The 21,289-nt window shown below is 60.7% G+C and carries 20 protein-coding genes; 9 read left to right on the plus strand and 11 right to left on the minus strand.

What is annotated here, in order from left to right; translation table 11 throughout:
* From G494_RS0106055 to pyrF, 4 genes are all read left to right on the plus strand, one after another.
* Positions 1-1,110, plus strand: a complete 1,110-nt coding sequence (locus tag G494_RS0106055) for a M24 family metallopeptidase (protein ID WP_028583810.1) — start codon at positions 1-3, stop codon at positions 1,108-1,110.
* A 175-nt stretch (positions 1,111-1,285) separates the two neighbouring features.
* Positions 1,286-2,599 (plus strand): PhoH family protein, encoded by a 1,314-nt coding sequence (locus G494_RS0106060; protein ID WP_028583811.1) that lies wholly within the window; start codon positions 1,286-1,288, stop codon positions 2,597-2,599.
* Between the two features lie 33 nt (positions 2,600-2,632).
* A complete protein-coding gene (locus tag G494_RS0106065; RefSeq protein WP_028583812.1) occupies positions 2,633-2,965 on the plus strand; it encodes a hypothetical protein in 333 nt (110 codons plus the stop codon).
* Entirely contained in the window at positions 2,962-3,669 is a 708-nt protein-coding gene (gene pyrF, locus G494_RS0106070) for an orotidine-5'-phosphate decarboxylase (RefSeq protein WP_028583813.1), read from the plus strand. The genes G494_RS0106065 and pyrF overlap by 4 nt, the downstream gene beginning before the upstream one ends.
* 645 nt (positions 3,670-4,314) lie before the next feature.
* Here the strand turns inward: pyrF and G494_RS0106075 are convergent.
* Both G494_RS0106075 and ilvB read right to left on the minus strand, forming a co-directional pair.
* Positions 4,315-4,626: an ACT domain-containing protein gene (locus G494_RS0106075; RefSeq protein WP_035245622.1), complete on the minus strand. Its 312-nt coding sequence runs from the start codon at positions 4,624-4,626 to the stop codon at positions 4,315-4,317.
* Positions 4,613-6,295 (minus strand): acetolactate synthase large subunit, encoded by a 1,683-nt coding sequence (gene ilvB / locus G494_RS0106080; protein ID WP_028583815.1) that lies wholly within the window; start codon positions 6,293-6,295, stop codon positions 4,613-4,615. Before ilvB ends, G494_RS0106075 begins: the two co-directional genes overlap by 14 nt.
* Before the next feature lie 528 nt (positions 6,296-6,823).
* Here ilvB and G494_RS27230 point away from each other — a divergent pair.
* Positions 6,824-6,994, plus strand: a complete 171-nt coding sequence (locus G494_RS27230; RefSeq protein ID WP_167331676.1) for a hypothetical protein — start codon at positions 6,824-6,826, stop codon at positions 6,992-6,994.
* Between the two features lie 318 nt (positions 6,995-7,312).
* Here G494_RS27230 and G494_RS0106090 read toward each other — a convergent pair whose 3' ends face one another.
* Positions 7,313-7,783, minus strand: a complete 471-nt coding sequence (locus G494_RS0106090) for an Lrp/AsnC family transcriptional regulator (RefSeq protein ID WP_028583816.1) — start codon at positions 7,781-7,783, stop codon at positions 7,313-7,315.
* 363 nt (positions 7,784-8,146) lie between these two features.
* Here G494_RS0106090 and G494_RS27235 point away from each other — a divergent pair, with 363 nt between their 5' ends.
* Both G494_RS27235 and G494_RS0106100 read left to right on the plus strand, forming a co-directional pair.
* Positions 8,147-8,323 carry a symporter small accessory protein gene (locus G494_RS27235; RefSeq protein ID WP_167331677.1) on the plus strand — a complete coding sequence of 59 codons (177 nt, stop codon included), beginning with the start codon at positions 8,147-8,149 and terminating at the stop codon, positions 8,321-8,323.
* 11 nt (positions 8,324-8,334) lie between these two features.
* Positions 8,335-9,948: a sodium:solute symporter family protein gene (locus G494_RS0106100; protein ID WP_028583817.1), complete on the plus strand. Its 1,614-nt coding sequence runs from the start codon at positions 8,335-8,337 to the stop codon at positions 9,946-9,948.
* Positions 9,949-10,214: 266 nt separating this feature from the next.
* Here the strand turns inward: G494_RS0106100 and G494_RS22205 are convergent, their stop codons facing one another.
* From G494_RS22205 to G494_RS0106145, 8 genes are all read right to left on the minus strand, one after another.
* The gene (locus G494_RS22205) at positions 10,215-10,772 is read right to left on the minus strand and encodes a DUF2878 domain-containing protein (RefSeq protein ID WP_084456482.1); all 558 of its coding nucleotides are present in this window, start codon (positions 10,770-10,772) and stop codon (positions 10,215-10,217) included.
* A 9-nt stretch (positions 10,773-10,781) separates the two neighbouring features.
* The gene (locus tag G494_RS0106110; protein WP_035245623.1) at positions 10,782-12,035 is read right to left on the minus strand and encodes an SAM-dependent methyltransferase; all 1,254 of its coding nucleotides are present in this window, start codon (positions 12,033-12,035) and stop codon (positions 10,782-10,784) included.
* Positions 12,032-12,784, minus strand: coding sequence for a DUF1365 domain-containing protein (locus tag G494_RS0106115; RefSeq protein ID WP_028583819.1), 753 nt, complete (start codon positions 12,782-12,784; stop codon positions 12,032-12,034). The genes G494_RS0106110 and G494_RS0106115 overlap by 4 nt, the downstream gene beginning before the upstream one ends.
* Complete coding sequence (locus G494_RS0106120; RefSeq protein ID WP_035245624.1) at positions 12,781-14,019, minus strand: NAD(P)/FAD-dependent oxidoreductase; 1,239 nt, start codon at positions 14,017-14,019, stop codon at positions 12,781-12,783. Before G494_RS0106120 ends, G494_RS0106115 begins: the two co-directional genes overlap by 4 nt.
* Complete coding sequence (locus G494_RS0106125; protein WP_028583821.1) at positions 14,016-14,744, minus strand: SDR family NAD(P)-dependent oxidoreductase; 729 nt, start codon at positions 14,742-14,744, stop codon at positions 14,016-14,018. The genes G494_RS0106120 and G494_RS0106125 overlap by 4 nt, the downstream gene beginning before the upstream one ends.
* Positions 14,741-15,157, minus strand: a complete 417-nt coding sequence (locus G494_RS0106130; protein ID WP_028583822.1) for a nuclear transport factor 2 family protein — start codon at positions 15,155-15,157, stop codon at positions 14,741-14,743. The genes G494_RS0106125 and G494_RS0106130 overlap by 4 nt, the downstream gene beginning before the upstream one ends.
* 16 nt (positions 15,158-15,173) lie before the next feature.
* Complete coding sequence (locus tag G494_RS25205; RefSeq protein ID WP_051305448.1) at positions 15,174-15,707, minus strand: chalcone isomerase family protein; 534 nt, start codon at positions 15,705-15,707, stop codon at positions 15,174-15,176.
* 249 nt (positions 15,708-15,956) lie between these two features.
* Positions 15,957-16,895 carry a YceI family protein gene (locus G494_RS0106145; RefSeq protein ID WP_051305449.1) on the minus strand — a complete coding sequence of 313 codons (939 nt, stop codon included), beginning with the start codon at positions 16,893-16,895 and terminating at the stop codon, positions 15,957-15,959.
* A 149-nt stretch (positions 16,896-17,044) separates the two neighbouring features.
* Here G494_RS0106145 and G494_RS22215 point away from each other — a divergent pair, with 149 nt between their 5' ends.
* Together G494_RS22215 and G494_RS0106155 are read left to right on the plus strand one after the other, a co-directional pair.
* The gene (locus G494_RS22215; protein WP_051305450.1) at positions 17,045-18,127 is read left to right on the plus strand and encodes an efflux RND transporter periplasmic adaptor subunit; all 1,083 of its coding nucleotides are present in this window, start codon (positions 17,045-17,047) and stop codon (positions 18,125-18,127) included.
* Entirely contained in the window at positions 18,124-21,288 is a 3,165-nt protein-coding gene (locus G494_RS0106155) for an efflux RND transporter permease subunit (RefSeq protein ID WP_028583824.1), read from the plus strand. Before G494_RS22215 ends, G494_RS0106155 begins: the two co-directional genes overlap by 4 nt.
* Position 21,289: the final 1 nt, after the last annotated feature.

Genomic DNA, 21,289 nt, shown 5'->3' on the forward strand with positions numbered 1-21,289 from the left:
ATGGCCGCCGTCTCCGACCCCCAGCGGCTCAGCCGCCTCCAGAAGACCCTGCAGCGAAAGAAGATAGACGCCATCCTGGTCAGCCAACCCGATAATCGGCGCTACCTCAGCGGCTACACAGCCAAGGATCACGGCATCCAGGAGAGTTCGGGCCTGCTCCTGATCCCCAAGACAGGTCGTCCCTACCTGTTGACCGATTCCCGCTTCATCCTCCAGGCCCGGGAAGAGAGTCCCGACTTTCAGGTGGAAAACTACCCCAAGGGGCCGCTGAAGCTCCTGGAGAAGCTGCTGCCTGCCCTGGGGGTGGACACCCTGGCATTTGAGAGTGATTACACCCTCCACTCCAGTGCCGCTCGCCTGGAGGCCATGGCCCAAAAGAAGGGGGTGACCCTCTCCCCCCAGACCGACCTGATCGAACGGATGCGGATCATCAAGGACCCGGCCGAGCTGGAGTTGCTCCGGGCATCCACCCGCCTCAACGAGCAGGTCTTTCAGCTGGTCTACAACACCATCGAACCTGGGATGAGCGAACGGGAGATTGCCCTGGCCATCGAACTGACCATGCATGAACTGGGCGCCGAAGGCCCGAGTTTTGATACCATCGTGGCCTTTGGCTCCAATGCGGCCAAGCCCCACGCCGTGCCCACCGACCGCATCCTGGACCCCGGAGAGCTGGTCCTGATCGATATGGGCCTGATCTACAAGGGCTACTGCTCGGACATGACCCGCACCTTTGTGGCCGGTAAACCGGATTCCACCTTTGTCAAACGGCTGCGCCTGGTTCGCCGGGCCCAGCTGGCCGGTATCCAGGCTATCCGTGCAGGAGTCAGCGGGATAGAGGTGGACCGGGCAGCCCGCCAGGTCCTCAGCGAGGCCGGCTACGGCGAGGCCTTCCAGCACAGCCTGGGCCACGGGGTGGGTATTGCGGTCCACGAAGAACCCCGCCTCTCGCCCAAGAGCAGGCGGCAGCTCAAGGCCGGGATGGTGGTCACCGTGGAACCGGGGATCTACCTCCCCGACTGGGGCGGCATCCGTCTGGAAAACATGGTGATTGTCACCGAAGACGGCTGCGAACTGCTCAACCAGGACACAACCTCACTGGATCTCTAGGATACCTTGAACAATGGCTATTGTGCCCCATCTCGGCGCTATGCTCAAAAGATTCTCCTCGGGATCTCTTTCAGATACCTGTGGTACTTTTTCTCGCATGCCTTGACCTTGGACAAAATATCTCATTACTCAAAGTACCCTCTGATCTTTCCCTCAACCCAACTCCTAGCTGCCCATGCCTGAAAAATATTTCATCCTGGACACCAACGTCCTCCTCCACAACAGTGAGGCCATCTTCTCCTTCTCCGACAACACCGTGGTCCTGCCCATGACTGTGATCGAGGAGCTGGACAAGTTTAAGAAGAACAACGACGAGCTGGGCCGCAACAGCCGTAGTGTCATCCGGATGCTGGATAAGCTCCGGGCCAAGGGCTGCCTGGGAGAGGGGGTCCGGCTGGACTCCGGGGGTGTCCTGCGGATCACCGTTGACAGGGAAAAGATGAACGGCACCTCCCTGGATCTGACCATCCCGGATAACAACATCATCGCCACCGCCTACAACCTCCATCAGCAGGGCAAAAAATCCATCTTTGTCTCCAAGGATATCAATGCCCGGCTCAAGGCCGACGCCCTGGGGATCGAGGTGATGGATTTTGAAAAGGAGAGGGCGGACTTTGACCAGCTCTACACCGGCTGGCGCCCCCTGACCGTGCCCGGCGAGGTGATCAACGGCCTCTACCAGGACGGCCTGCAGCAGATCGAGGCCGAAGAACTCCAGGCCAACGAGTTCGTCCTTCTCACCGACGAGGCCAACAACAAACATACCGGGATCGGGCGGGCCGTCAATGCCCATGAGATCATCCCCATCAACCCGGCCCATGAAACCGCCTACCACCTCAAGCCACGAAGCATGGAACAACGGGTGGCCCTGGACCTGCTGATGAACCCGGAGATCCCCCTGGTCTCCCTGATCGGCCAGGCCGGAACCGGCAAGACCCTGCTCGCCCTGGCCGCAGGCCTGGCCTCCACCATCCATGAGCACCGCTACGAGAAGATGCTGGTCTCCCGGCCGGTGATCCCCCTGGGCCGCGACATCGGCTACCTGCCCGGGAGCAAGGACGAGAAGATGAAGCTCTGGATGCAGCCCATCTTTGACAACCTCTCCTATCTGATGGGCCTGGGCCACCATGGCAACGAGTCAGAGACGACCCAGCAGCTGGTCAACGGCCTGATCAGCAACGAGCTGATCGAGCTGGAGGCGCTGACCTATATCCGCGGCCGCTCCATCTCCCGCCAATACGTGATCATCGATGAGGCCCAGAACCTGACCCCCCATGAGGTCAAGACCATCATCAGCCGGGCCGGTGAAGGGACCAAGATGGTGCTCACCGGTGATCCGGAACAGATCGACAACCCGTACCTGGACGCCAGCAGCAACGGACTCAGCTACACCGTGGAACGGCTGAAGGGACAGAGTGCCTGCGGCCACATCACCCTGACCCGGGCCGAACGCAGCCACCTCTCGGCCCTGGCAGCCGATTACCTCTAGATCATTTATCTTTGAACCCTATCGAGGAGCACCATGCGCTACTACATGATCGATGAACTCTCCTATCTGGAACGGGACAACCTGGACAGTTACCTGAAACGCACCCTCAAGCCGGGTTCCCTGGAAGGGGTCTACTTCCTGGAGGTACCTCCGGATCTCCTGGCAGAGGCCCAACGCGGCCACGAAGAGTGCGGCCCCTTCTACTTTTCCGTGGTCCTGGAGGAGCATGCTGTCAAGTTCGAGCTGCTGGTGCGCAGCGCCAGCAACATGCACTGCTCCTGCATTGCCCAGGCCTCCAAGGCCCAGCGCACCTTTCTCCTGAACTTTGTCGATACCATGCTTGCAGAGGAGATGATCAGCGCATGAAACCTGCCGATATTGCCCTCAACGAACGGATCATCTTTGCCCTGGACGTGGCCGAGCCCCGGCAGGCCATGGAACTGGTCGATCGTCTGGACAGCGGGATCAAGTATTTCAAGGTCGGGATGCAGCTCTTCTTTGCCGGCGGCTGGCCGGTGGTGGAGTATATCGCCAAACGGGGCAACCGGGTGATGCTGGACCTCAAGCTCTACGATATCCCGGCCACGGTCCGGCTGGCGGTGGAGCAGTTCCGCGATCGCGGGGTCACCATGACCACGGTCCACGCCTGCGGCCCGGTGGTGGAGGCGGCCCTGGCTGCCGACACCGGGATCGACCTCCTGGCCGTCACCGTACTCACCAGCCTGGGCGAGGAGCACCTCAGGGAACTCCGCTATCCCGGGAGCCTGGAAGAGCTGGTCCTGGAGCGGGCCACCACTGCCCTGGACCTGGGCTGCCACGGGGTGGTCTGTTCCGCCCGGGAGGCCTCCCTGCTCAGGGCTCGACTCGGCCGGGACTTTCTGATGGTCACCCCGGGAATCCGACCCAGCGGAAGCGCCGACAACGACCAACAGCGGATCGCCACCCCCGGCCAGGCCATTGCCGACGGGGCCACTTATCTGGTGGTGGGCAGACCCATCCGGGATGCCGGGCAGCCCGTGGAGGTGATCGCCGCCATCCAGGCAGAAATCGCTGCCGCCCTGACACCCTGAAGCCCTGAGGCACCGAAACGCTGAACAGCGGTTCCAAGAGAAACGGCCACCCCTCCTCCTTGAGAGAAGGGGTGGCCGCAGAGATGCCCCCATTCCGGGTCCGCCCCCCGACCGAACCTGAGCCAAGGCTCTTTCCCGAAAACATCTCCTCCAGCGAGCAGCCCCTCTTGTCAGCTTTTACACCCACGCATCTGACCGGCTGGCCAGGCGGCCCAGGCGACCCATCCTCTTTGCGTTGCCATGAAGGAACCCATAGCCCAGCACTCACCTGAACCCCTTAGGCAAGACATACTGCAGCAAGACATACTGCACTGGGACGCAAGAACTCTTCACCTGGAAGGGTACAAAACGGTGTCTCCCTTAAGTCGCTTTCAACCTATTTGGATGAGACCTGGCCATTATGACTGGAGACGATATTCCGCTCACCGAGCACTCCGCGACAGAGGCACCTCGACAGGTACTTGAGGGCCCTTCCCCCTTTTCCCTCATTGACGCACCATCCACCCCATCTTCCGGGGGCTTTTTTGTGGATGACCAGAGCGGCTGTCTGGATTGCTCCCCAGGAAACGCGCTCTAAACACCGCCCCCCAGAGGGCCCTGGCCCTCACCACTGCCAGGGCACCCCTGTTCTTAGGCCCTGGGCGCTCAGCTGTCGAAGTGGGGCTGGATCTCGCTGAACAGCGGATGGGCCCCGGAAAAGCGCCGAACCCCCCGGACATCGCTCAGCTTCTCGATCTGCCTGACGATCTGATCCAGCCGCCCCTCCTCATCCACCCGCAGAAAGATCCTGCTGTTTCCCCCCCCAGCCACAGGCAGGCAGACAATCCCATCGACATTATAGGCCCGCCTCGAAAAGAGGCCGCAGACCTGGGACATCACTCCGGGGTGGTTGCGAACCAGGAGTTCCAGGACGGCCAGGCTTTGCTTTGTGGTTGGACTAGACTCAGGCACACTCATATTTTTCACCTATCATCACGGAATTTGCGGCTCCCGGGGGAACCATGGGGTAGACCTCTTCGTCGATATCGATGGGGATGTTGATCAGACAGGGCCCCGGGGTCTGCAGAGCCACCGCGAGCACCTCGTCAAAGAGCAGGGTCTGGCCGCAGTCAAAGGCCTTCATCCCGAAACCCCGGGCGATGGCGGCGAGATCCGGGTTATGCCGGTACTCCGAGGCAAAGATCCGCCCCCCATAGAAGAGCTTCTGCTGCTGCCGCACCAGGCCCAGGGATTGATTGTTGAGCACCACCACCTTGAGGTTGAGATCCTGTTCCACGGCGGTGGCCAGTTCCTGGATATTCATCATGATGGAGCCGTCTCCACTGATGCAGACCACCGGCTTATCAGGATGCTGGAGGGCAGCACCGATGGCGGTGGGCAGCCCAAAGCCCATGGTACCGAGACCTCCGGAGGTGAGGAACTGCCTGGGCCGCTGGAGGGGATAGATCTGGGCGGTCCACATCTGATGCTTGCCCACATCGGTGGCCACCAGGGCCTGGTCGCCGATGATCTCGGCGATCCGGAGGATGATCCCGTAGGGACGGCTGAAATCGAGTTCCTCGGCACAGAAGAAGGGATGTGCGGCCCGCAGCTGCCGGACCCGCTGCTGCCAGAGCGGACGCTCCCGGCGGCTGACCAGGGGCAGGAGACGCTCCAGGGTCTGGGCGATATCCCCCACCAGGCCCAGATGGGCCTGCTTGAGCTTGGAGATCTCACTGGGATCGATATCCAGGTGGATGATCCTGGCATCCGGGCAGAACTCGGCGATCTTGCCGGTGGCCCGGTCATCGAAGCGGACCCCGGCGGCTATCAGCAGATCACACTCATCCAGCATGATATTGGTGGAGCGGGCCGCATGCATCCCCAGCATCCCCATGTAGAGTTCATGTTCGGGAGGGATAATCCCCAGGCCCATCAGGGTCATGGTGGTGGGCAGCTGGCTCCGCTCGGCCAAGCGGCGGGCAAGCAGGCCGGCTCCGCTGTGGACGACCCCGCCGCCCAGGTAGAGCACCGGCGCCTTGGCCTGATTGATCAGGCTCGCCGCCTGGTGGAGCGACTCGGCCGGTACCTGGACAGGGGCTGCCAGGGCCGGAATTTCGGGCAGTCCGGCCACCTGGACCGTTTCCAACTGGACATCCTTGGGGATATCGATCACCACCGGCCCGGGACGACCGCTGCTGGCGATGGCAAAGGCCTCGGGGATGACCTTGAGCAGCTCTTCGCCGGAGCGGACCAGGTAGTTATGCTTGGTGATGGGGATGGTCAGGCCGTAGATATCCACCTCCTGGAAGGCATCGGTACCGATCAAGTCCTGGGGAACCTGGCCGGTGATACAGATCACCGGAATGGAGTCCAGATAGGCATCGGCAATGGCGGTGAGGATGTTGGTGGCCCCGGGCCCGGAGGTGGCAAAACAGACCGCAGGCCGGCCGCTGGAGCGGGCCATGCCCTGGGCCATGAAACCGGCCCCCTGTTCGTGGCGCGCCAGGACATGACGAATGACGCTGGATTGGGACAGGGCCTCATAGAGGGGCAGATTGGCCCCTCCTGGAATACCGGCGATGGTGGTTATCCCATAGTGTTCCAACAACCTGATGGTAAGTGTTGCTCCCGTTAACTGCTCCATGATAGCTCTCCTGATGATACCTCAAAGTGTACCGGCCGTCGGCGGGGGCAAAAAAAAACCCCCGCCGGCTGGCGCCGGCAGGGGTTGAACATTCGTTTCAGTAACCGCTACGGCGCCTCGCTCCTCACTCGAATAATCACCACGACGACCACTGCTACGACCACAATAAGGCTGCTGAAATCAGCTGCGATGTTGGGAAGGAGTGCGGTCTGGATCATGGAAAGAAGGCCTTGGTCTGAAGAATGAATACGTAGTGTGCCTAAAGGAGTAACAGGCTTTCTCAGCTCAGTCAAGATTTTTTCCACACGAGCCAGGCGCCACTTTAAACGATAAAAAAAGAAGATAGGCCCTTGCCTTATTGGGACCGATTCTTACTATTAAAAAACAAAGGAAGTGATTCCCCTGAAGGTCGACACCAACACGACCCAAGGGACCCCTTCCCGCCTGTAACTATTTGAGCTGGAACGGCTGTCGCCTCAGCCGATGCCAAGCGATCTATTTTATAATCAAGCCTTAAGGAGTTCAGTCATGAAAGGTGATTTTGGTTCCCTGGCATGGGTCAACGATGAGAAAGGAAAAGAGTATGTTTGTACCGTGGACAACGATCATCTCGAAGAAAAGAAATTTGAGAACCTGCGCGAATCCGAGAAAAAAACCTGCGAAGATGTCAACCAGATTGTGGGCACGGAACGCTGGTAACCCCTGTTCCCCCAGATCCTGGAAAAAAGCATCCGACCATTGAGGTCGGATGCTTTTTTTTGCTTACCTCTGAGATGCAGCTCTTTTTTGGGGTTTATCCGAATCTCCCAAGCCATGAGCAGCGAGGGGCTCTCCCCTCCCTTCATTCCCGTTTTGGCTGTCCTTCCCGCCTACGCGGGAACCCAGTCTTGGCGAAGGATGCGGCACCCTTAACCTGGATGTCTGCCTGCGCGGGCATGACGGTAGAGGCAGGAACAGGTAATTTCGACTGGGTATTGCCGGTAAGCAGTTTTTTTTGGCCCCTCAGCCTGCCCCCCCTCAGGGTGTAGTGCGGATGGGCAGCATGGTTTCGGACTTGAGGGTATCCAGGACAAAGGAGGTCCGGATATTCTGAATCCCGGGTATCCCGGAGAGGCTGTCATTGATAAAATCGGTATAAGTGCGCATGTCCTTGATAGCCACCTTGAGCAAAAAATCCACATCCCCGGTGAGCTGCAGACATTCCTGCACCTCTTCCAGCTCGACCAGCTGCTCCTTGATCTGCTGGAGGGAAGGGATCTGGTGCAGACTGAGGGAGACGATGACGATGGCCAGCAGACCAAAGCCCGCCTTTTCCCGATCCAGGATGGCCGCGTAATGATCGATCACCCCCGAGGCCTCCAAGCGCCTGACCCGCTCCAGCATGGCCGGCGGAGAGATGCCGATCTCCTTGGCCAACCTGGCGTTGGTTATCCGACCATCCTGCTGAAGAATGTTGAGAATTTTGGTATCGATTCGATCAAAGGACATGGTTCACTCTCTTTGCTGCCCTGGCTCACTCGCTGGGCAGCCAAGATAATTGCGGGCTACTGGCCACCTTGAAAAAAAACTTTTCAAAGTACCCCTTATTCACTCCGCAGGCACTATCGCTAAATTCTCTTCAGATTGCAACCCAAAGCAAGCCCCTCTACTTTTTCTAAAAGCCCCCAGCTGCGCCCCTCCCCGCCCCACCTCGACCGATCGCCGCCTGGCAAACAATTAACCGATCATTGACACTGACCGAATATTACCTTATACAGTCTGCCACCACACCTAAGGAACTTAAGCAGAACTGCTGCTTTACCCTCACCACCATCTTTATCATCGACAACGTGAACCAAGGAGCGTTTGATCATGCTAGGCCTGGAAGGAGTTGCCGTACCCTTGGGAATGGTCCTCACCGTTCTCAGCACCGTTCTCTGCATCATCTATGGATTACTCAACTGGAACAGGGGCTACATCACAGAGGAGGAGCTGGAGCAGGAACAGCTCTGGAAAGAGGAAGAGAGCAAGGTTAAGGAAAACCTCTAGGGAGAGCTATCATGAGTATGCCATTGTTGACCAGCGTGGTGCTGGTCTACCTTTTCATTATCGGTTTTCTGACCCTCAAGGCCTACCGCAACACCAGCAGTGCTGCCGACTACATGGTGGCCGGCCGTAAGATCCACCCCTTTGTCATGGCCATGTCCTATGGAGCCACCTTTATCAGCACCTCGGCCATCATCGGCTTTGGCGGGGCTGCTGCGGTCTTTGGCATGAGCCTGCTCTGGCTGACCTTTCTGACCATCTTTATCGGCATCTTCATCGCCTTTGTCTTCTTTGGCCGCCGCACCCGGATCATGGGGCTGAATATCAATGCCCACACCTTTCCCGAATTTCTGGGGCTGCGTTTTAACTCCCGGGGACTCCAGGGCCTCATCGGGGGGCTGATCTTCCTGGCCATGCCCCTCTATGCCAGTGTGGTCCTGATGGGAGGGGCGAAATTTGTGGCCCAGATCCTCTCCACCGACTACAACGCGGCCCTCTTCTTTCTGACCATTATCATTGCCATCTATGTGATCATGGGGGGCTTAAAGGGGGTGATGTACACCGATGCCTTCCAGGGCTCCATCATGTTCTGCGGAATGGTGGTGCTGCTGGTGATCACCTACCAGAAACTGGGCGGCGTGATCCCGGCCCACGAGCAGCTCAGCGCCATGAAGGAGATTGCCATCCAGATCTTCGGAGCCAAGGGCCACACCGGCTGGACCACCTTTCCTGCCTTTGGCTCCCCCTACTGGTTGGTGGTGGTAACCACCATCATCCTGGGGGTGGGTATCGGGGTGCTGGCCCAACCCCAGCTGATTGTTCGCTTCATGACCGTGAAGAGCAACCGGGAACTCAACCGGGCGGTGCTCATCGGCAGCATCTTCGTCCTGGTGGCCGTGGGCGTGGCCTTCATCATCGGCGCCCTCTCCAACGTCTTCTTCTACTCCTATGACCCGGAAACCAGCGGCAAGATCGCCCTGGTGGCTGCCCAGAAGAATGTGGCCCAGATCATCCCCCTCTATATCAGCCATGCCATGCCCCAGTGGTTCACCGCCATCTTCATGGTCACCCTGCTCTCGGCAGCCATGTCCACCCTGAGCTCACAGTTCCACGCCATGGGCACCTCTCTGGGAAGGGACATCTACGAGAAGGCCCTGGGACGGCAGGGCAACTCGGTACTGATCACCAAGATCGGCATCCTCTTTGCCATCCTGGTCAGCTACTTCCTGGCCTGGGGCCTGCCCGCCTTCTTCGAGGGCGGCACCGCCATCATTGCCCGGGGCACGGCGATCTTCTTCGGGATCTGCGCCGCCGCCTTTCTGCCCATGTACTTTGGGGCGATCTACCTGCCCAGGATGTCCAAGGCCGGGGCCTATGCCAGCTTCATAACCGGCACCTCGGTGAGCATGTTCTGGATCTTCTTTATCCATGAGAAGGAGTCCAAGCCGCTCCTGCTCTGCAAGTCCCTGTTCGGGGTAGACTCCCTGGCTGCAGGCACCCTCTGGACCCTGGTCGATCCCCTGGTCATTGCCCTGCCCATCTCCATTGCAGCCACCCTCTGGTTCGGCCGCCGGGGCAGCCAGCTGCCCCGGGAACACATCGAGCGCTGTTTTCACAACATCCGTTAGCATCATTGGCCCGGGGATAGTGCCGGCCACCATCCCCGGGCTGATTCACCCTCAGCCGATCATCGCCGCTGAGCCCCCCTGCTGAAGCAGACAACGCAAGGAAGCGACCAGCAGCTCATGCTCAATGTCCCATCAGCTCCTCCATTGTTAGAAAACACGCACAGGAATCCTGACCAACGCTCCTATTCAAGGCCATCCTCGCTTTCAGACGCTTCAGCTATGCGGATCTTCAGCCGGATGTGAAGGGAGCTGATCACGACGCTCCTTCACCCCCGGCGGCCGGTCTTATCCCTGCTCACCCCTTCAGAAGCCCCTTTGCCGCCCGAACCGAACCAGCCACAGCCGGCCAGGCTGCGGCTCAGTCCCATCACCAGCGGCCAGAGGATCGCCCAGACCAGGGCCAGGAGCGCCAGCGAAGGGATCAGCGGCTGGCTGAACGTTGCGGCTCCCAACTCTACTCCGGCCCAGTAGGCCAGAGGGCCGCCCAGGGCGCCGAAACCGGCGGAGAGCCCTGGTCTGCCCTGCAGCCAGGCCAAGGCATGGTTGGGGAGGGTAGCCAGGGCCAGCCAGATCATGGCCAACCAGAAGGGAATGGGCCGGCCAGCCTCTGTAAAGGTGATAAACTGCAGGGCCTGGAGGCTGCCGTCCAACAGACAGCCCAGCACCAGCAGCACCAGCATCAAGAGGATATCGCGGCCCAGATAGGGGCTGAGCAGACAATGGAGCAGCAACAGGGGCAGAGAGAACACTCCCCCTAGATCTGCCCACAACACCGAGAGCAGCCAGACCCCCTGATAGAGGGCAAGATTGAGCAGCAGCCACATCCCGGCGGGCTAGGGGATGACGGTCCGGTTTGCCGGGCCGGTGGCCACCAGCTGGACCACGCTGATGGCGCGTTCCCAGAAGCCCCCCTCGCAGTAGCAGAGATAGAACTCCCAGAGCCGCCTGAAGGACTCATCATATCCCTGTTCCCGCAGGGCGGGAAAACCGGCCTCAAAACGGCGGCGCCAGTCCCGCAGGGTCCGGGCATAATCAAAGCCGAAATCATCAAGCCGCCGGACCACCAGCTCGGTCTCTTCCGCCAGCAGCTGCTGCATTTTCTGATTGGAGAGCAGGCAGCCACCCGGAAAGATATGGCGCTGGATGAAGTCTACGGAACGAAGATACTGGCTGTACTTTTGATCCTGGATGGTTATTGCCTGGAGCAGGAGGATGCCGTCGGGCTTGAGCAGCTCCTGGCATTTTTTGAAGAACAGGGGCAGATAACGGTGGCCTACGGCCTCGATCATCTCGATACTGACCACCTTGTCAAAGCGGCCGCTGAGCTCACGATAGTCCTGTCTGAGCAGGGTGATCCGCTCGCTCAGACCCTGGGACCTGATCCGCTGCTCAGCCTCCCTGTACTGCGCGTCGGAGATGGTGGTGGTGGTCACCTGGCAGCCATAGTGGCGGGCCGCATGGATGGCCAGGCCGCCCCAGCCGCTGCCGATCTCCATCAGCCGGTCCCCGGGGCGCAGATCCAGTTTCCGACAGACCAGATCCAGCTTATGAAGGGCCGCCTCTGGAAGCCCAGCCTCCTGGTGGGGATAGATAGCCGCAGAGTACATCATGGTGGGATCCAGAAAGGATTGATACATCCTGTTCCCCAGATCGTAATGGGCCAGGATGTTATCCCTGGCCTGGCGACGACTGTTGGCGCTGAGCAGGTGGGCCAGGAGCATGGCCGGGCGCTGCAGCCAGGCTAAGCCCTGTTCCATCCGGTCCACCAGCCCCATATTCAAGGTCATGATCCTCACCAGGCCGGTGAGATCATCCACCTCCCAATGATGATCCACATAGGCCTCTCCGGCACCAATGGACCCCCCAAAGAGGACCCTGCGATACACCGACGGCTCATGCACGGTAATATGGACACTCCGTCCGCCGGCCGCACCAAAGGTGTGACACCGCTCGCCCTCGCTGAGAATAATCCGGCCGGAGCGCACCCGGCCAAGCATCTTGAAGACCAACCTCCGGGCCCAACGATCCAGCAGCGAAGCGTGGTCGTGGCTGGAGAGCACAGGTTGAGTGGTTGTTGCACGGGTCATGGCATCTCCTTGGGATAGGGGACATAGGGCACGCCCTTGAGGTAGAGTTTCAGGGCCTGCCAATGGATAGCAGCCACCATAAAAACGGTCATGGCCGGTTGTTTCACAAGCTGCCGTCGCACCGAGGACAGGGAAAAGGGCCGGGCCTGCAACTCCAGGGCAGCGGCAAAGACCCGGCCTCGCCGGTCATGGAGCTCAAGCCGCACCTCCAACTCCCTGGCAGGAGCTTGAAGCTGCCAGCAATAGTGCTGATCCATGGGGTTGAAGGGTGAGACGTGAAAGGCCTTGGCCTGTCTGGGATCCAGGCTGCCGTCACCCACATAGTGGCCGTACTGGTGGCGCTGATTCCAGGGGATATTGGAGACCTCGGCCATAAAGTGGCTGAACCCCCCCTGCCGGTCATAGCCATAGTAGAGATTCACCGGACTGAAGTAGCAGCCCAGAGTACGGAGATTGAGCAGGCCATAGACCCGGCCGCTGACCGGCCGAGCGGTCAGTTCCTCCATCCGCCTGCGGATGGCATCGCCCAGGGGCTCGGCCGGATCACCGAAGTAGTCTGGCCGATAAAACCGGCTCAGGGCCCGGCGTCTGACTGAAAACCAGCGACCAAGGCAGGGCTGTGTCTCCAGGGCGTCCAGGTTGAACCACCACATGAACAGGGGATAGCGGAAGCTATGGACATGGGGGAGATAGCGCCGGTGACCGATGGTCCCCACATAGAGGGCCCTGTCCTCGGGAAGGGTGTTCATTTCCGCTCCCCGATCATCGCTGCCACCCGCTGGCCGCTGCGGACCCCATCCTCGTGAAACCCATTGAACCAGTAGGCCCCACAGTAGTGAATACCCTCCTGTCCCGAGATCTCGGACCAGCGGGACTGGGCTGCAAGCGCACCCTGGGTGTAGATGGGGTGACGATAGTTGAACCGCCCCAGGAGATATCGCTCCTCCACCTCCTGGTTCAGGCTGACCAGGTAGGTCGTGGCCAGGTTGAGCCGCTGAAGAATATTCATGTTGTAACTCAGGATGGTCTGCCGTCCGGCTCCCTCCCGGAGCCGATAGTTCCAACTGGCCCAGGCCGCTCTCCTCTTGGGCAAGAGGGAGGTATCGGTATGGAGAACCACCAGATTCTCAGCGCAACTGAAGCCGCCGAGCACCTGCCGCTCCTCCGGGCTCGGCTCCCTCAACAGGGCCAGGGCCTGGTCAGCATGACAGGCCAGCACCAGCTGATCAAACCGATACCACTCCTGCCCCGCCTTCACCCCCACCCCCTGGGCCAATCGCTCCACCTGCTCCACCGCGGTCTGCAGACGAATCTGTCGTTCAAAGGGCTTGCTCAGGGGCGCCAGATAACTGCTGGAGCCGCCGACCACGGTGAACCACTGTGGCCGGTTGACCAGGTCCAGCAGGCCATGATTTTCAAAGAAGCGAACAAAGAAGGCCAGGGGAAACTGCAGACAATCCTCCAGCCCCATGGACCAGATGGCAGAGACCATGGGCAGAATATAGTTTTCCTGAAACAGGGAGGAGTAGCGATGCTGCTCCAGGAACTGGCCAAGGGTCTGCGACGATTCCCCCTCCAGGCGAACCTCACGGTTGAAACGGATAATCTCCGCAAGCAGCCTCCAGAACAGGGGCCGCACCAGGTTGAGCCGCTGGCTAAAGAGGCTGTTGAGATTGTTGCCGTTATACTCCAGATCCAGGGCATCGTTACGCACCGAAAAGCTCATCTCTGTGGGTTGGAAGGCCACCCCCAGCTCCTCAAGCAGAGCCATGAAGCGGGGATAGGTGCGATCGTTGAAGACGATGAAGCCGGTATCGATTCGAGCCGCTTCCCCCTGCTGCTCCACCGCAACGGTATGGGTGTGTCCACCGAGATAATCTGCGGCCTCAAACAGGGTCACCTCATGGTCCCTGGCCAGGCGATGGGCGCAGCTCAGGCCGGCGATTCCGGAACCGACAACGGCTATCTGCTGGCGCTTCTTCATGATATCATCCTCTGGGCAAGACGGCACCACCATCCGCCGGGCAGCAGCGCTCCAAGCTTGAGCAGCAGGGTAAAGCGCCAGGGGAAATGAATCTCTGCCTGCCGGCGGCCGATTCCCCGGCGGATGATCCTGCTGGCCCGGGCCGTGCTGACCCGGCAGGGCATGGGAAAGTCGTTGCGATCGGTGAGGGGCGTCTGGACAAACCCCGGACAGACCAGGCTCACCGCAATCCCTTCCCGGTAGAGATCCAGGCGGAGACTCTCCAGCAGGTAGGCCACCGCAGCCTTGGAGGCCCCGTAGGCCTCGGCCCGGGGCAGGGGCAGGTAGGCTGCCGAAGAACCGACACCCACCAGCTGGGGCCTGGTTCCCCGGCGCAACAGGGGCAGCACCCCCTCGATGGACACGGCCATGGAGTCCAGGTTGGCCCGCATCACCCTGCTGACCAGGGCGCTGTCAAACACAGGCAGATCAAGATACTCACAGGTCCCGGCGTTGAGAATGGCCAGATCCAGGCCCAATCCCTGGTCATGGAGTCGGGAGAACCAGGCCAGACTCTCCTCCCGCTGCCGGAGATCGAGCCGACAGACATGAATGCCCCGCGACTCCAGCTCTGCCAGGGCAGCCCGGTTGCGGCCCACGGCCCAGAGTTCATGCCCCTGCCGGTGATAATCGAGACTTAAGGCCCTGCCGATTCCAGAGGTCGCCCCGGTGATCAGAATCCTCATCGTGCCAGCCTCCCCTTGATGGTGGTGATCACCCTGCCCAGGAGGGGCAGTTGTTCGTAGAGCATGGCGCCCAGATCAAAGTAGTCCCGATGCAGCTCAACCTTACCCCCGGATTGAAAACGGAGGTAACTGGCCCCCTGGACCAGCACGGGACGCCCCCTTGCCAGACGGGAATGGGAGAAGCTCAGCTGCCACTGGAGGTACCCCTCCAGGCCAAGCTGGAGCTGATGGCTGCAGCTGAACTCGATGGCCCGGATCTCACGATAGAGTCCTGCAAAGTAGGCGGTGAGTGGGGCCAGGCCGTGAATCTCATGGACCGGATCGATAAAATGGATATCCGGGCTGTAGATGGTGGCCAGGGAGGCAAGATTACTGCCATCCAGCTGCTGATAGGTTGCAATAAAATGATCCATGGTTCCTCCAGCTGAATCAGGGGACGTGTCGCTCCAGGAGGCGATTACGCAGCTCACGGTCCAGCGGCTCCTCAGGATGGAGCCAGATACCGAAATAGAGCTGGGCAAAGGCAGGCGCTGCCACCGTGACCAGCTCTCTGCCGTTGAGGGAGAGCGTGGTCTGGCCACTGGAGGCATGGTAGCAGAGGGTAAAGTCATCACCCGCGGCCACATCGCGGTAGCCTTGCCGAATCAGCTCCAGGGCCCCCTGGAAGCCGGCAAGATAGAGAGGACTATGCTGGGCCGAGAGCACCTGGTTTTCCCCCTGGATGATATCCTCTACCGTTAAGGAGAGGTTGTAATCAAGGCGCAGACACTTGGAGGTCTCAGGGGCGAGGATCTCCCGGGCAGTCACAGTCCCCCTGGTATAGAGGCTGACATCGTAGACCCGGATAAAGCCAAGATAGTAGAGGCTTGCCTTCCCGTGGAGCTGCATCCCCGGGGGAGCAGCCAGACCATCCAGCGCTGTGAGGAGAAGCAACAGGCTGAACAGCCATGCCCTGGTCGTCATGGCGACCTCCTGGTCTGATAAAACAAGATGTGCGCAGCCAAACAGCTCTTCAAGGTCAGCTGCGCTGCCAAACCCCTGCAGGAACAGCTCATCGTCCTGATACCCTGATACCCTGATACCCTGATACCCTGATACCCTGATACCTACCCTAAAACAGCGAGCAAGCGATCTCAAGGGGGGAAAAGATGACAACTCAAGCTATCCCCAGGCGCGCCCACGGGCTTGAGCGCAGCCCCCTGCCCGATCCCGTCAACGGCCAACCAGGCGCAGCTGGATCGAGATCAGGTCAGAGATCAGATGCATCCCCAGGTGTTCAAAAAAACGGCTGGAGCCATAGATGACCTGCCAGCGGGTACGATCGAGATCAAAGTGGGCCTCCAGGAGCAGCTCCTGTTCCGGGGTCTGGAGCAGGGTGGCCATGAACTGCTGCTCAGCCTTGACCCCCTTGAGCTCCAGGAGTCCGTTGATGGTGTAGTTGGGGGCGGTCCGGTAGGGCGTCTGCAGGGGTTCAGAGGGACGGATCTCCAACCTGGCCGTGGGATAGCGACTGGTGTGGAAGAAATCATAGGACTGGAGGTGGCGGATCAGAACCGGGGCCAGCTCGCTTCCCTCCAGGCTGGTACTGACCAGGGAGTCCATCTCGACCTCCAGGCTGCCGCTGAGGAGCCGATCCCTGACCACCAGTGCCCCCCGGACAAGGTTGATGGTGCCAAAATGGCTGGTGGTGGGATTCCTGCCGGTCCAGTGGACCGTGCTGGCCGTGGTATCGATCCGGTAGCTGCCGTCATCCAGGTGGACCAGGGTCCCGGAGGCGTCGGCACCCCCGCTCTCTGCGCCGCCCTCTCCCTCCAGAGGGTACCCGGCCAGCTGCCAGGCCTCGAGGCCGCCGCTTAGGACAAACACCCGGCTGTATCCCTTGAGCACAAGTTTCTCGGCTGCCAGCTGTCCATCCAGGGAACGCGGGCTGGAGCCATAGACCACGACCAGATCCTCCTTGCCCGCCACCAGGGCCTGCACCTGCCTGGTGAAACTCACCTCAAAGACGCAGACATTCACCGCCCCGGGCAGGTGCCGTTGTCTGAAATGGTCGGCCAGGAGGGTATCGATAAGGACGAAGGATCGCTCTTCTCCCTGCCAGCGATGCAGTTCTTCGACGCTGAGCTGGGTAGCCGCGGGATGGGTAGACATGGGGAACCTCCCTGAAAGCAGCAAGGAACAGCTGCAGTACAGTTTAAAGGGGCAGCACTCCTTTTTTATAGGCCATGTAAAGAATAAGCATTACTCTATTAAAAAGCAGCCACCACCAATAAACCGAGCATGGAGGGCCATCGTAGACTATGCTGCTCGCCCTAGCCCAGGGGGTCTCCCCCCAGCACTCCCCCTGCCCCCGTCCCTGCTGCCGGCTGACGAGCACCAGAGTCCGGACAGTGCTGGCGCTGCTGTTCATCCTCTTCCCGCTCTCTGCCCCCTCCAAGGCCGCCGAAACCGTTACCCTCCGTCCCTACCTGCGCGAATTCACCCTCACCGGCTTTACCCGGGCCAAAGAACAACGTACCATCAGCAGCGAACTCAACGGCCGCTGCCTGGAGGTGCTGCTCGATCAGGGGGATTCCCTGCCTGCCTCGGGCAGGCTCGTCCTGCTGGACACCACTTTCCTCCGGCTGGAGCTTGAGGCCAAGCGACTGGCCCGAAAAAAGGTGGAACGCCGACTGGCCACCGAGCAGCGCAGCCTCCGCCGCTATACCACCCTCCACGATCAGAAATCGATTCCCCAGGCCAGCCTGGACGAGGTCCGCCTCCAGGCCGAGCTCCACAGGCTCTCCCTCAAAGAGCTGGACAACCAGGAAGAGCGGATCCGGGAACAACTCCGGCGCTCCACCATTACCGCCCCGCCGGGTTGGGAGCTGATCGAGCGAATGGTGGAACCGGGCGAGTTTGTCCAGACCGGCCAGGCCGTGGCCCGGGTGGGCGATTACCGGGAGCTCACCGTCCCCTTTGCCGTCACCTTTCCGGAACTGCAGGCCCTGCAGGCAGAACCACAGCTCTCCCTGCGCCTCCCGGATCTCAAGCTCACGCTTCCCGCCGCAATCCACCGGGTCTCACCGGAGTTTGAGGCAGGCACCAGAAAGATCCCTGTCCAGCTGCTCATCCCTGGCCGCCATGGCAGCACCCGGATCCGGGGCGGCATCCGAAGCCTCCTCCGGCTGACCAGCAGAGAGACCAGCCAGGCCTTTCTGGTGCCGAAGACAGCCCTGCTCAGCCGCTATGATGCCCACTGGCTGGTCAGGACCGATAAAGAACGGGTCCAGGTCATCCTCCTGGGCAGCAGTGCAGAGGGCGAGCTGGCGATCATCAGCGCCAAGGGCCTGAGCAGCGGTGATCGCTTTCTTCAACAGAGCCCCCCCTCACCAGCGCCATGAACCGGGTTGTCGACTTCACCCTCAGGCAGAAGGTGGTCATCAACCTCCTGTTTGTGCTCCTGATCGTGATCGGGGCCTTTATCGTTTTCCTGCTGCCCATCGATCGCTATCCCAACATCCAGTTCGGCAAGATGTACATCAACACCTTTCTCCCCGGGGCCTCACCCGAGGAGGTGGAGACCCTGGTCACCAGGGAAATCGAAGACGGCCTGGAGCGCCTGGAAGATATCGACTACATCCGTTCGAGCAGCTACCGGGAGCGCTCCAACATCGTCATCAAGTTTGCCGATGACAGTGACTACCGCAAACTCTTTGACGATGTCCGGATCAAGGTGCTCTCCATTACCAAGGACCTGCCTCCGGGTGCCGATCCACCGGTGTTCAACCTGCTGGATGTGGGGGACTGGTTCCCGGCCATCAGCGTCAATGTCTCGGGCAGGCAGAGCAACACCACCCTCAAGCTGGTTGCCGAGGAGTTGAAGATCCCCCTCAGCGCCATCCCGGGCGTCCAGGAGGTCAAGCTGCTGGGAGCGTATACCCCGGAGTTCCACCTCCTCCTGGACCAGGAGAAACTCAGCCAGCGGGGCTTGACCTTCAGCCAAGTCGCCACCGCCCTGGCCCGGGCCAACCTCACCCTGCCCGCCGGTCACGGACTCACCCCGGAGGGGGAGTTCAGCCTCCGGGTGGATGAACAGTTCACCACCAGGGACCAGCTGCTGGAGACGATCATCCGCACCGACGGCGATGGTTCGTTCACCCGGGTGGCCGACGTAACCGGGGATGCGCTCCACAGCCACCGGGATCCCTTTATCATCGCCTCGGTAAACGGCAGGGAGTGCGTCACCCTCCAAATACTGAAGAGCGAGCAGGGCAATAGCCTGGCCATTGCCGCAGGGGTCCGTCAACTGGTGGAGCGTCTCGCCCCCCTCTATGCCCGGGAAGAGATCACCCTCTCCGTCAGCCAGGACTCGAGCAAAAACATCCGGGACTCGATCCGGGTCCTGGGGGTCAACCTCCTGGTCGGAATTGTCCTGGTCTGCTGGCTCATCTGGGCCTTCATGGGTTTCCGCAACGCCGCCCTCACCACCATCGGCATCCCCTTTGCCTTCCTGGTCACCCTGATCCTGATGTACCTGACCGGCAACTCCATCAACGAGGTCTCCCTCTTTGCCTTTGTCCTGGTCTCAGGGATCATTGTCGATGATGCCATCGTGGTGGTGGAGAACATCTATCGCCATATCCAGGAGGGGCGCCCGCTGGAGATGGCCATCGTCACCGGCACCTCCGAGGTCTTCCTGCCGGTGCTCTCGGCCACCCTGACCACGGTTGCCGCCTTCCTGCCCATGCTGCTGATGACCGGTATGGTGGGCGATTTTTTTGCCATCATCCCCAAGACCATCGTCTTTGCCCTGCTGGCCTCGCTGTTGGAGTGCCTGCTCATCCTGCCCTGCCATTACCTGGAGTTCGGCCGGCGTCGCGCCTCCTCCGGGGCAGGGGAACAGCATCGACCGGAGCGGAGACATGGGGATGGCCGGATCATGGCAGGGCTGCGGAGCGTCTTTAACCGGGCCATCCGACTGGCCCTGCGTTTTCGCCTCAGCTGCCAGGCGCTGCTGCTGGTAGCCTTTGGCCTGGCACTGCTGATCTTTGTGCTCTCTTTCCAGGGCAAGAGCAAGCTGCTGCGAATCCAGTTTTTCCCGGACAACTACTCCCTCTACTACGTGGAACTCTTCGGCCCTGCCGGGACCTCCATGGAGACCACCAACCAGACCATCCTCGAGCTCTCCCGGATCATCCATGACCAGGGACCGGGCATGGCGGAATCGGCCCTGGGGTTCAGCGGCTACTATATTGATGAAGATTTCACCCCCCAGTACGGCAACACCCTGGGCCACATCGCCGTCACCCTCCCCCCGTCGGAGCAGAGGCGGCTGAGCGATTACCCGGAAAACGACGTGGTCCGCCACCTGGAATATATGCGCAGCCTGCTCGCCCCGCACCTGCCCGCCGACTTCACCATGGTGGTCCGACCGGAAAAAGACGGCCCCCCCACGGGCAAGGACCTCACCATTCGGGTTCTGGGCACCAGTGAGGCCGGGGTGGCCGCCTTGGCAGCAAGCCTCAGCACCTTCCTCACCAGCAACCCCGATACAGGGCCGCTGCTCCGGGATGTGAAAAACGACCAGGGCAAGGTCAACCGGGTCTTTCGTATCCGCCTGCTCAAGGAACGGGTGGCAGAGTGGGGGCTGGACCCGGGCGAGGTCGTTGCCCTGGCCGCAGCGACCCTCAACGGCCGGCTGGTGGGCAGAATGCGCCTGCCCGAAGAGCAGGTGGACCTGATCGTCAAGATGGCCCGCCCCAGGGAGGTGGACCTGCTCCAGCTCCTGGATACCCCGGTGATCGAACACCCCAGGGGAATGATCCGCCTGGGTGATCTCTGCACCCTGGAGTTTAGCCGGGAACCGGGCATCCTCAACCGTTTCCAGCAGCAGCGGGCCATCACCCTGACCGCCAACCTCAAACCAGGGGCCTCCCTCTCGGCGGCTGCGGTGGTCGCCATGACCCGGGACTACTACCAGACCATCCGCAGCGCCTTCCCCGGGGCCACGCTGATCTTTGCCGGTGAGCATGAGTCCACCCGCCAATCCTTTATCTCCCTCTCCCATGCCTTTATCGTTGCCACCCTGGTCATCTACCTGATTCTGGCGGCCCAGTTCCAATCCTACCTCCAACCCCTGATCATCATCACAGCCATCGTCTTTGCCCTGATCGGGGTGATCTTCGGCACCTTCTTCTCCAGAACCCTCTTTACCATCAACAGCTTTGTGGCGGTGATCGGGGTGACCGGGGTGGTGGTCAACGACTCCCTGGTGCTGGTGGCCTTTCTCAACCGCTGCTACCAGAGCGGAATGAGCCGCCAGCAGGCCATCATCACGGCCACCAACACCCGCCTGCGCCCCATCCTGCTCACCACCTTCACCACCACCCTGGGACTGCTGCCCATGGCCCTGGGAATTCCGGAATACTCCATCGTCTGGGGGTCCATGGCCATGACCTTTGTCACCGGCCTCTGCAGCGCCACCCTGCTGACCATCATCATCATTCCGGTGCAGTGGGAGATGGTCACAAAATCTTTTGACCGACAAAAAAAGATACCCTAAG

The organism is Desulfogranum mediterraneum DSM 13871 (assembly GCF_000429965.1).
Taxonomy (GTDB): Bacteria; Desulfobacterota; Desulfobulbia; order Desulfobulbales; family Desulfobulbaceae; genus Desulfogranum; species Desulfogranum mediterraneum.

Coding starts and splice junctions, on each gene's coding strand:
- G494_RS22205 (WP_084456482.1), bottom strand. CDS start 10,772: ATGTGGCTGCTGCTCAATCTTGCCCTCTATCAGGGGGTCTGGCTGCTC.
- pyrF (WP_028583813.1), top strand. CDS start 2,962: ATGAAACCTGCCGATATTGCCCTCAACGAACGGATCATCTTTGCCCTG.
- G494_RS0106055 (WP_028583810.1), top strand. CDS start 1: ATGGCCGCCGTCTCCGACCCCCAGCGGCTCAGCCGCCTCCAGAAGACC.
- G494_RS0106065 (WP_028583812.1), top strand. CDS start 2,633: ATGCGCTACTACATGATCGATGAACTCTCCTATCTGGAACGGGACAAC.
- G494_RS0106100 (WP_028583817.1), top strand. CDS start 8,335: ATGAGTATGCCATTGTTGACCAGCGTGGTGCTGGTCTACCTTTTCATT.
- G494_RS0106155 (WP_028583824.1), top strand. CDS start 18,124: ATGAACCGGGTTGTCGACTTCACCCTCAGGCAGAAGGTGGTCATCAAC.
- G494_RS0106130 (WP_028583822.1), bottom strand. CDS start 15,157: ATGGATCATTTTATTGCAACCTATCAGCAGCTGGATGGCAGTAATCTT.
- ilvB (WP_028583815.1), bottom strand. CDS start 6,295: ATGGAGCAGTTAACGGGAGCAACACTTACCATCAGGTTGTTGGAACAC.
- G494_RS0106115 (WP_028583819.1), bottom strand. CDS start 12,784: ATGAACACCCTTCCCGAGGACAGGGCCCTCTATGTGGGGACCATCGGT.
- G494_RS27235 (WP_167331677.1), top strand. CDS start 8,147: ATGCTAGGCCTGGAAGGAGTTGCCGTACCCTTGGGAATGGTCCTCACC.
- G494_RS25205 (WP_051305448.1), bottom strand. CDS start 15,707: ATGACGACCAGGGCATGGCTGTTCAGCCTGTTGCTTCTCCTCACAGCG.
- G494_RS0106145 (WP_051305449.1), bottom strand. CDS start 16,895: ATGTCTACCCATCCCGCGGCTACCCAGCTCAGCGTCGAAGAACTGCAT.
- G494_RS0106060 (WP_028583811.1), top strand. CDS start 1,286: ATGCCTGAAAAATATTTCATCCTGGACACCAACGTCCTCCTCCACAAC.
- G494_RS27230 (WP_167331676.1), top strand. CDS start 6,824: ATGAAAGGTGATTTTGGTTCCCTGGCATGGGTCAACGATGAGAAAGGA.
- G494_RS0106120 (WP_035245624.1), bottom strand. CDS start 14,019: ATGAAGAAGCGCCAGCAGATAGCCGTTGTCGGTTCCGGAATCGCCGGC.
- G494_RS0106125 (WP_028583821.1), bottom strand. CDS start 14,744: ATGAGGATTCTGATCACCGGGGCGACCTCTGGAATCGGCAGGGCCTTA.
- G494_RS0106090 (WP_028583816.1), bottom strand. CDS start 7,783: ATGTCCTTTGATCGAATCGATACCAAAATTCTCAACATTCTTCAGCAG.
- G494_RS0106110 (WP_035245623.1), bottom strand. CDS start 12,035: ATGACCCGTGCAACAACCACTCAACCTGTGCTCTCCAGCCACGACCAC.
- G494_RS0106075 (WP_035245622.1), bottom strand. CDS start 4,626: ATGAGTGTGCCTGAGTCTAGTCCAACCACAAAGCAAAGCCTGGCCGTC.
- G494_RS22215 (WP_051305450.1), top strand. CDS start 17,045: ATGCTGCTCGCCCTAGCCCAGGGGGTCTCCCCCCAGCACTCCCCCTGC.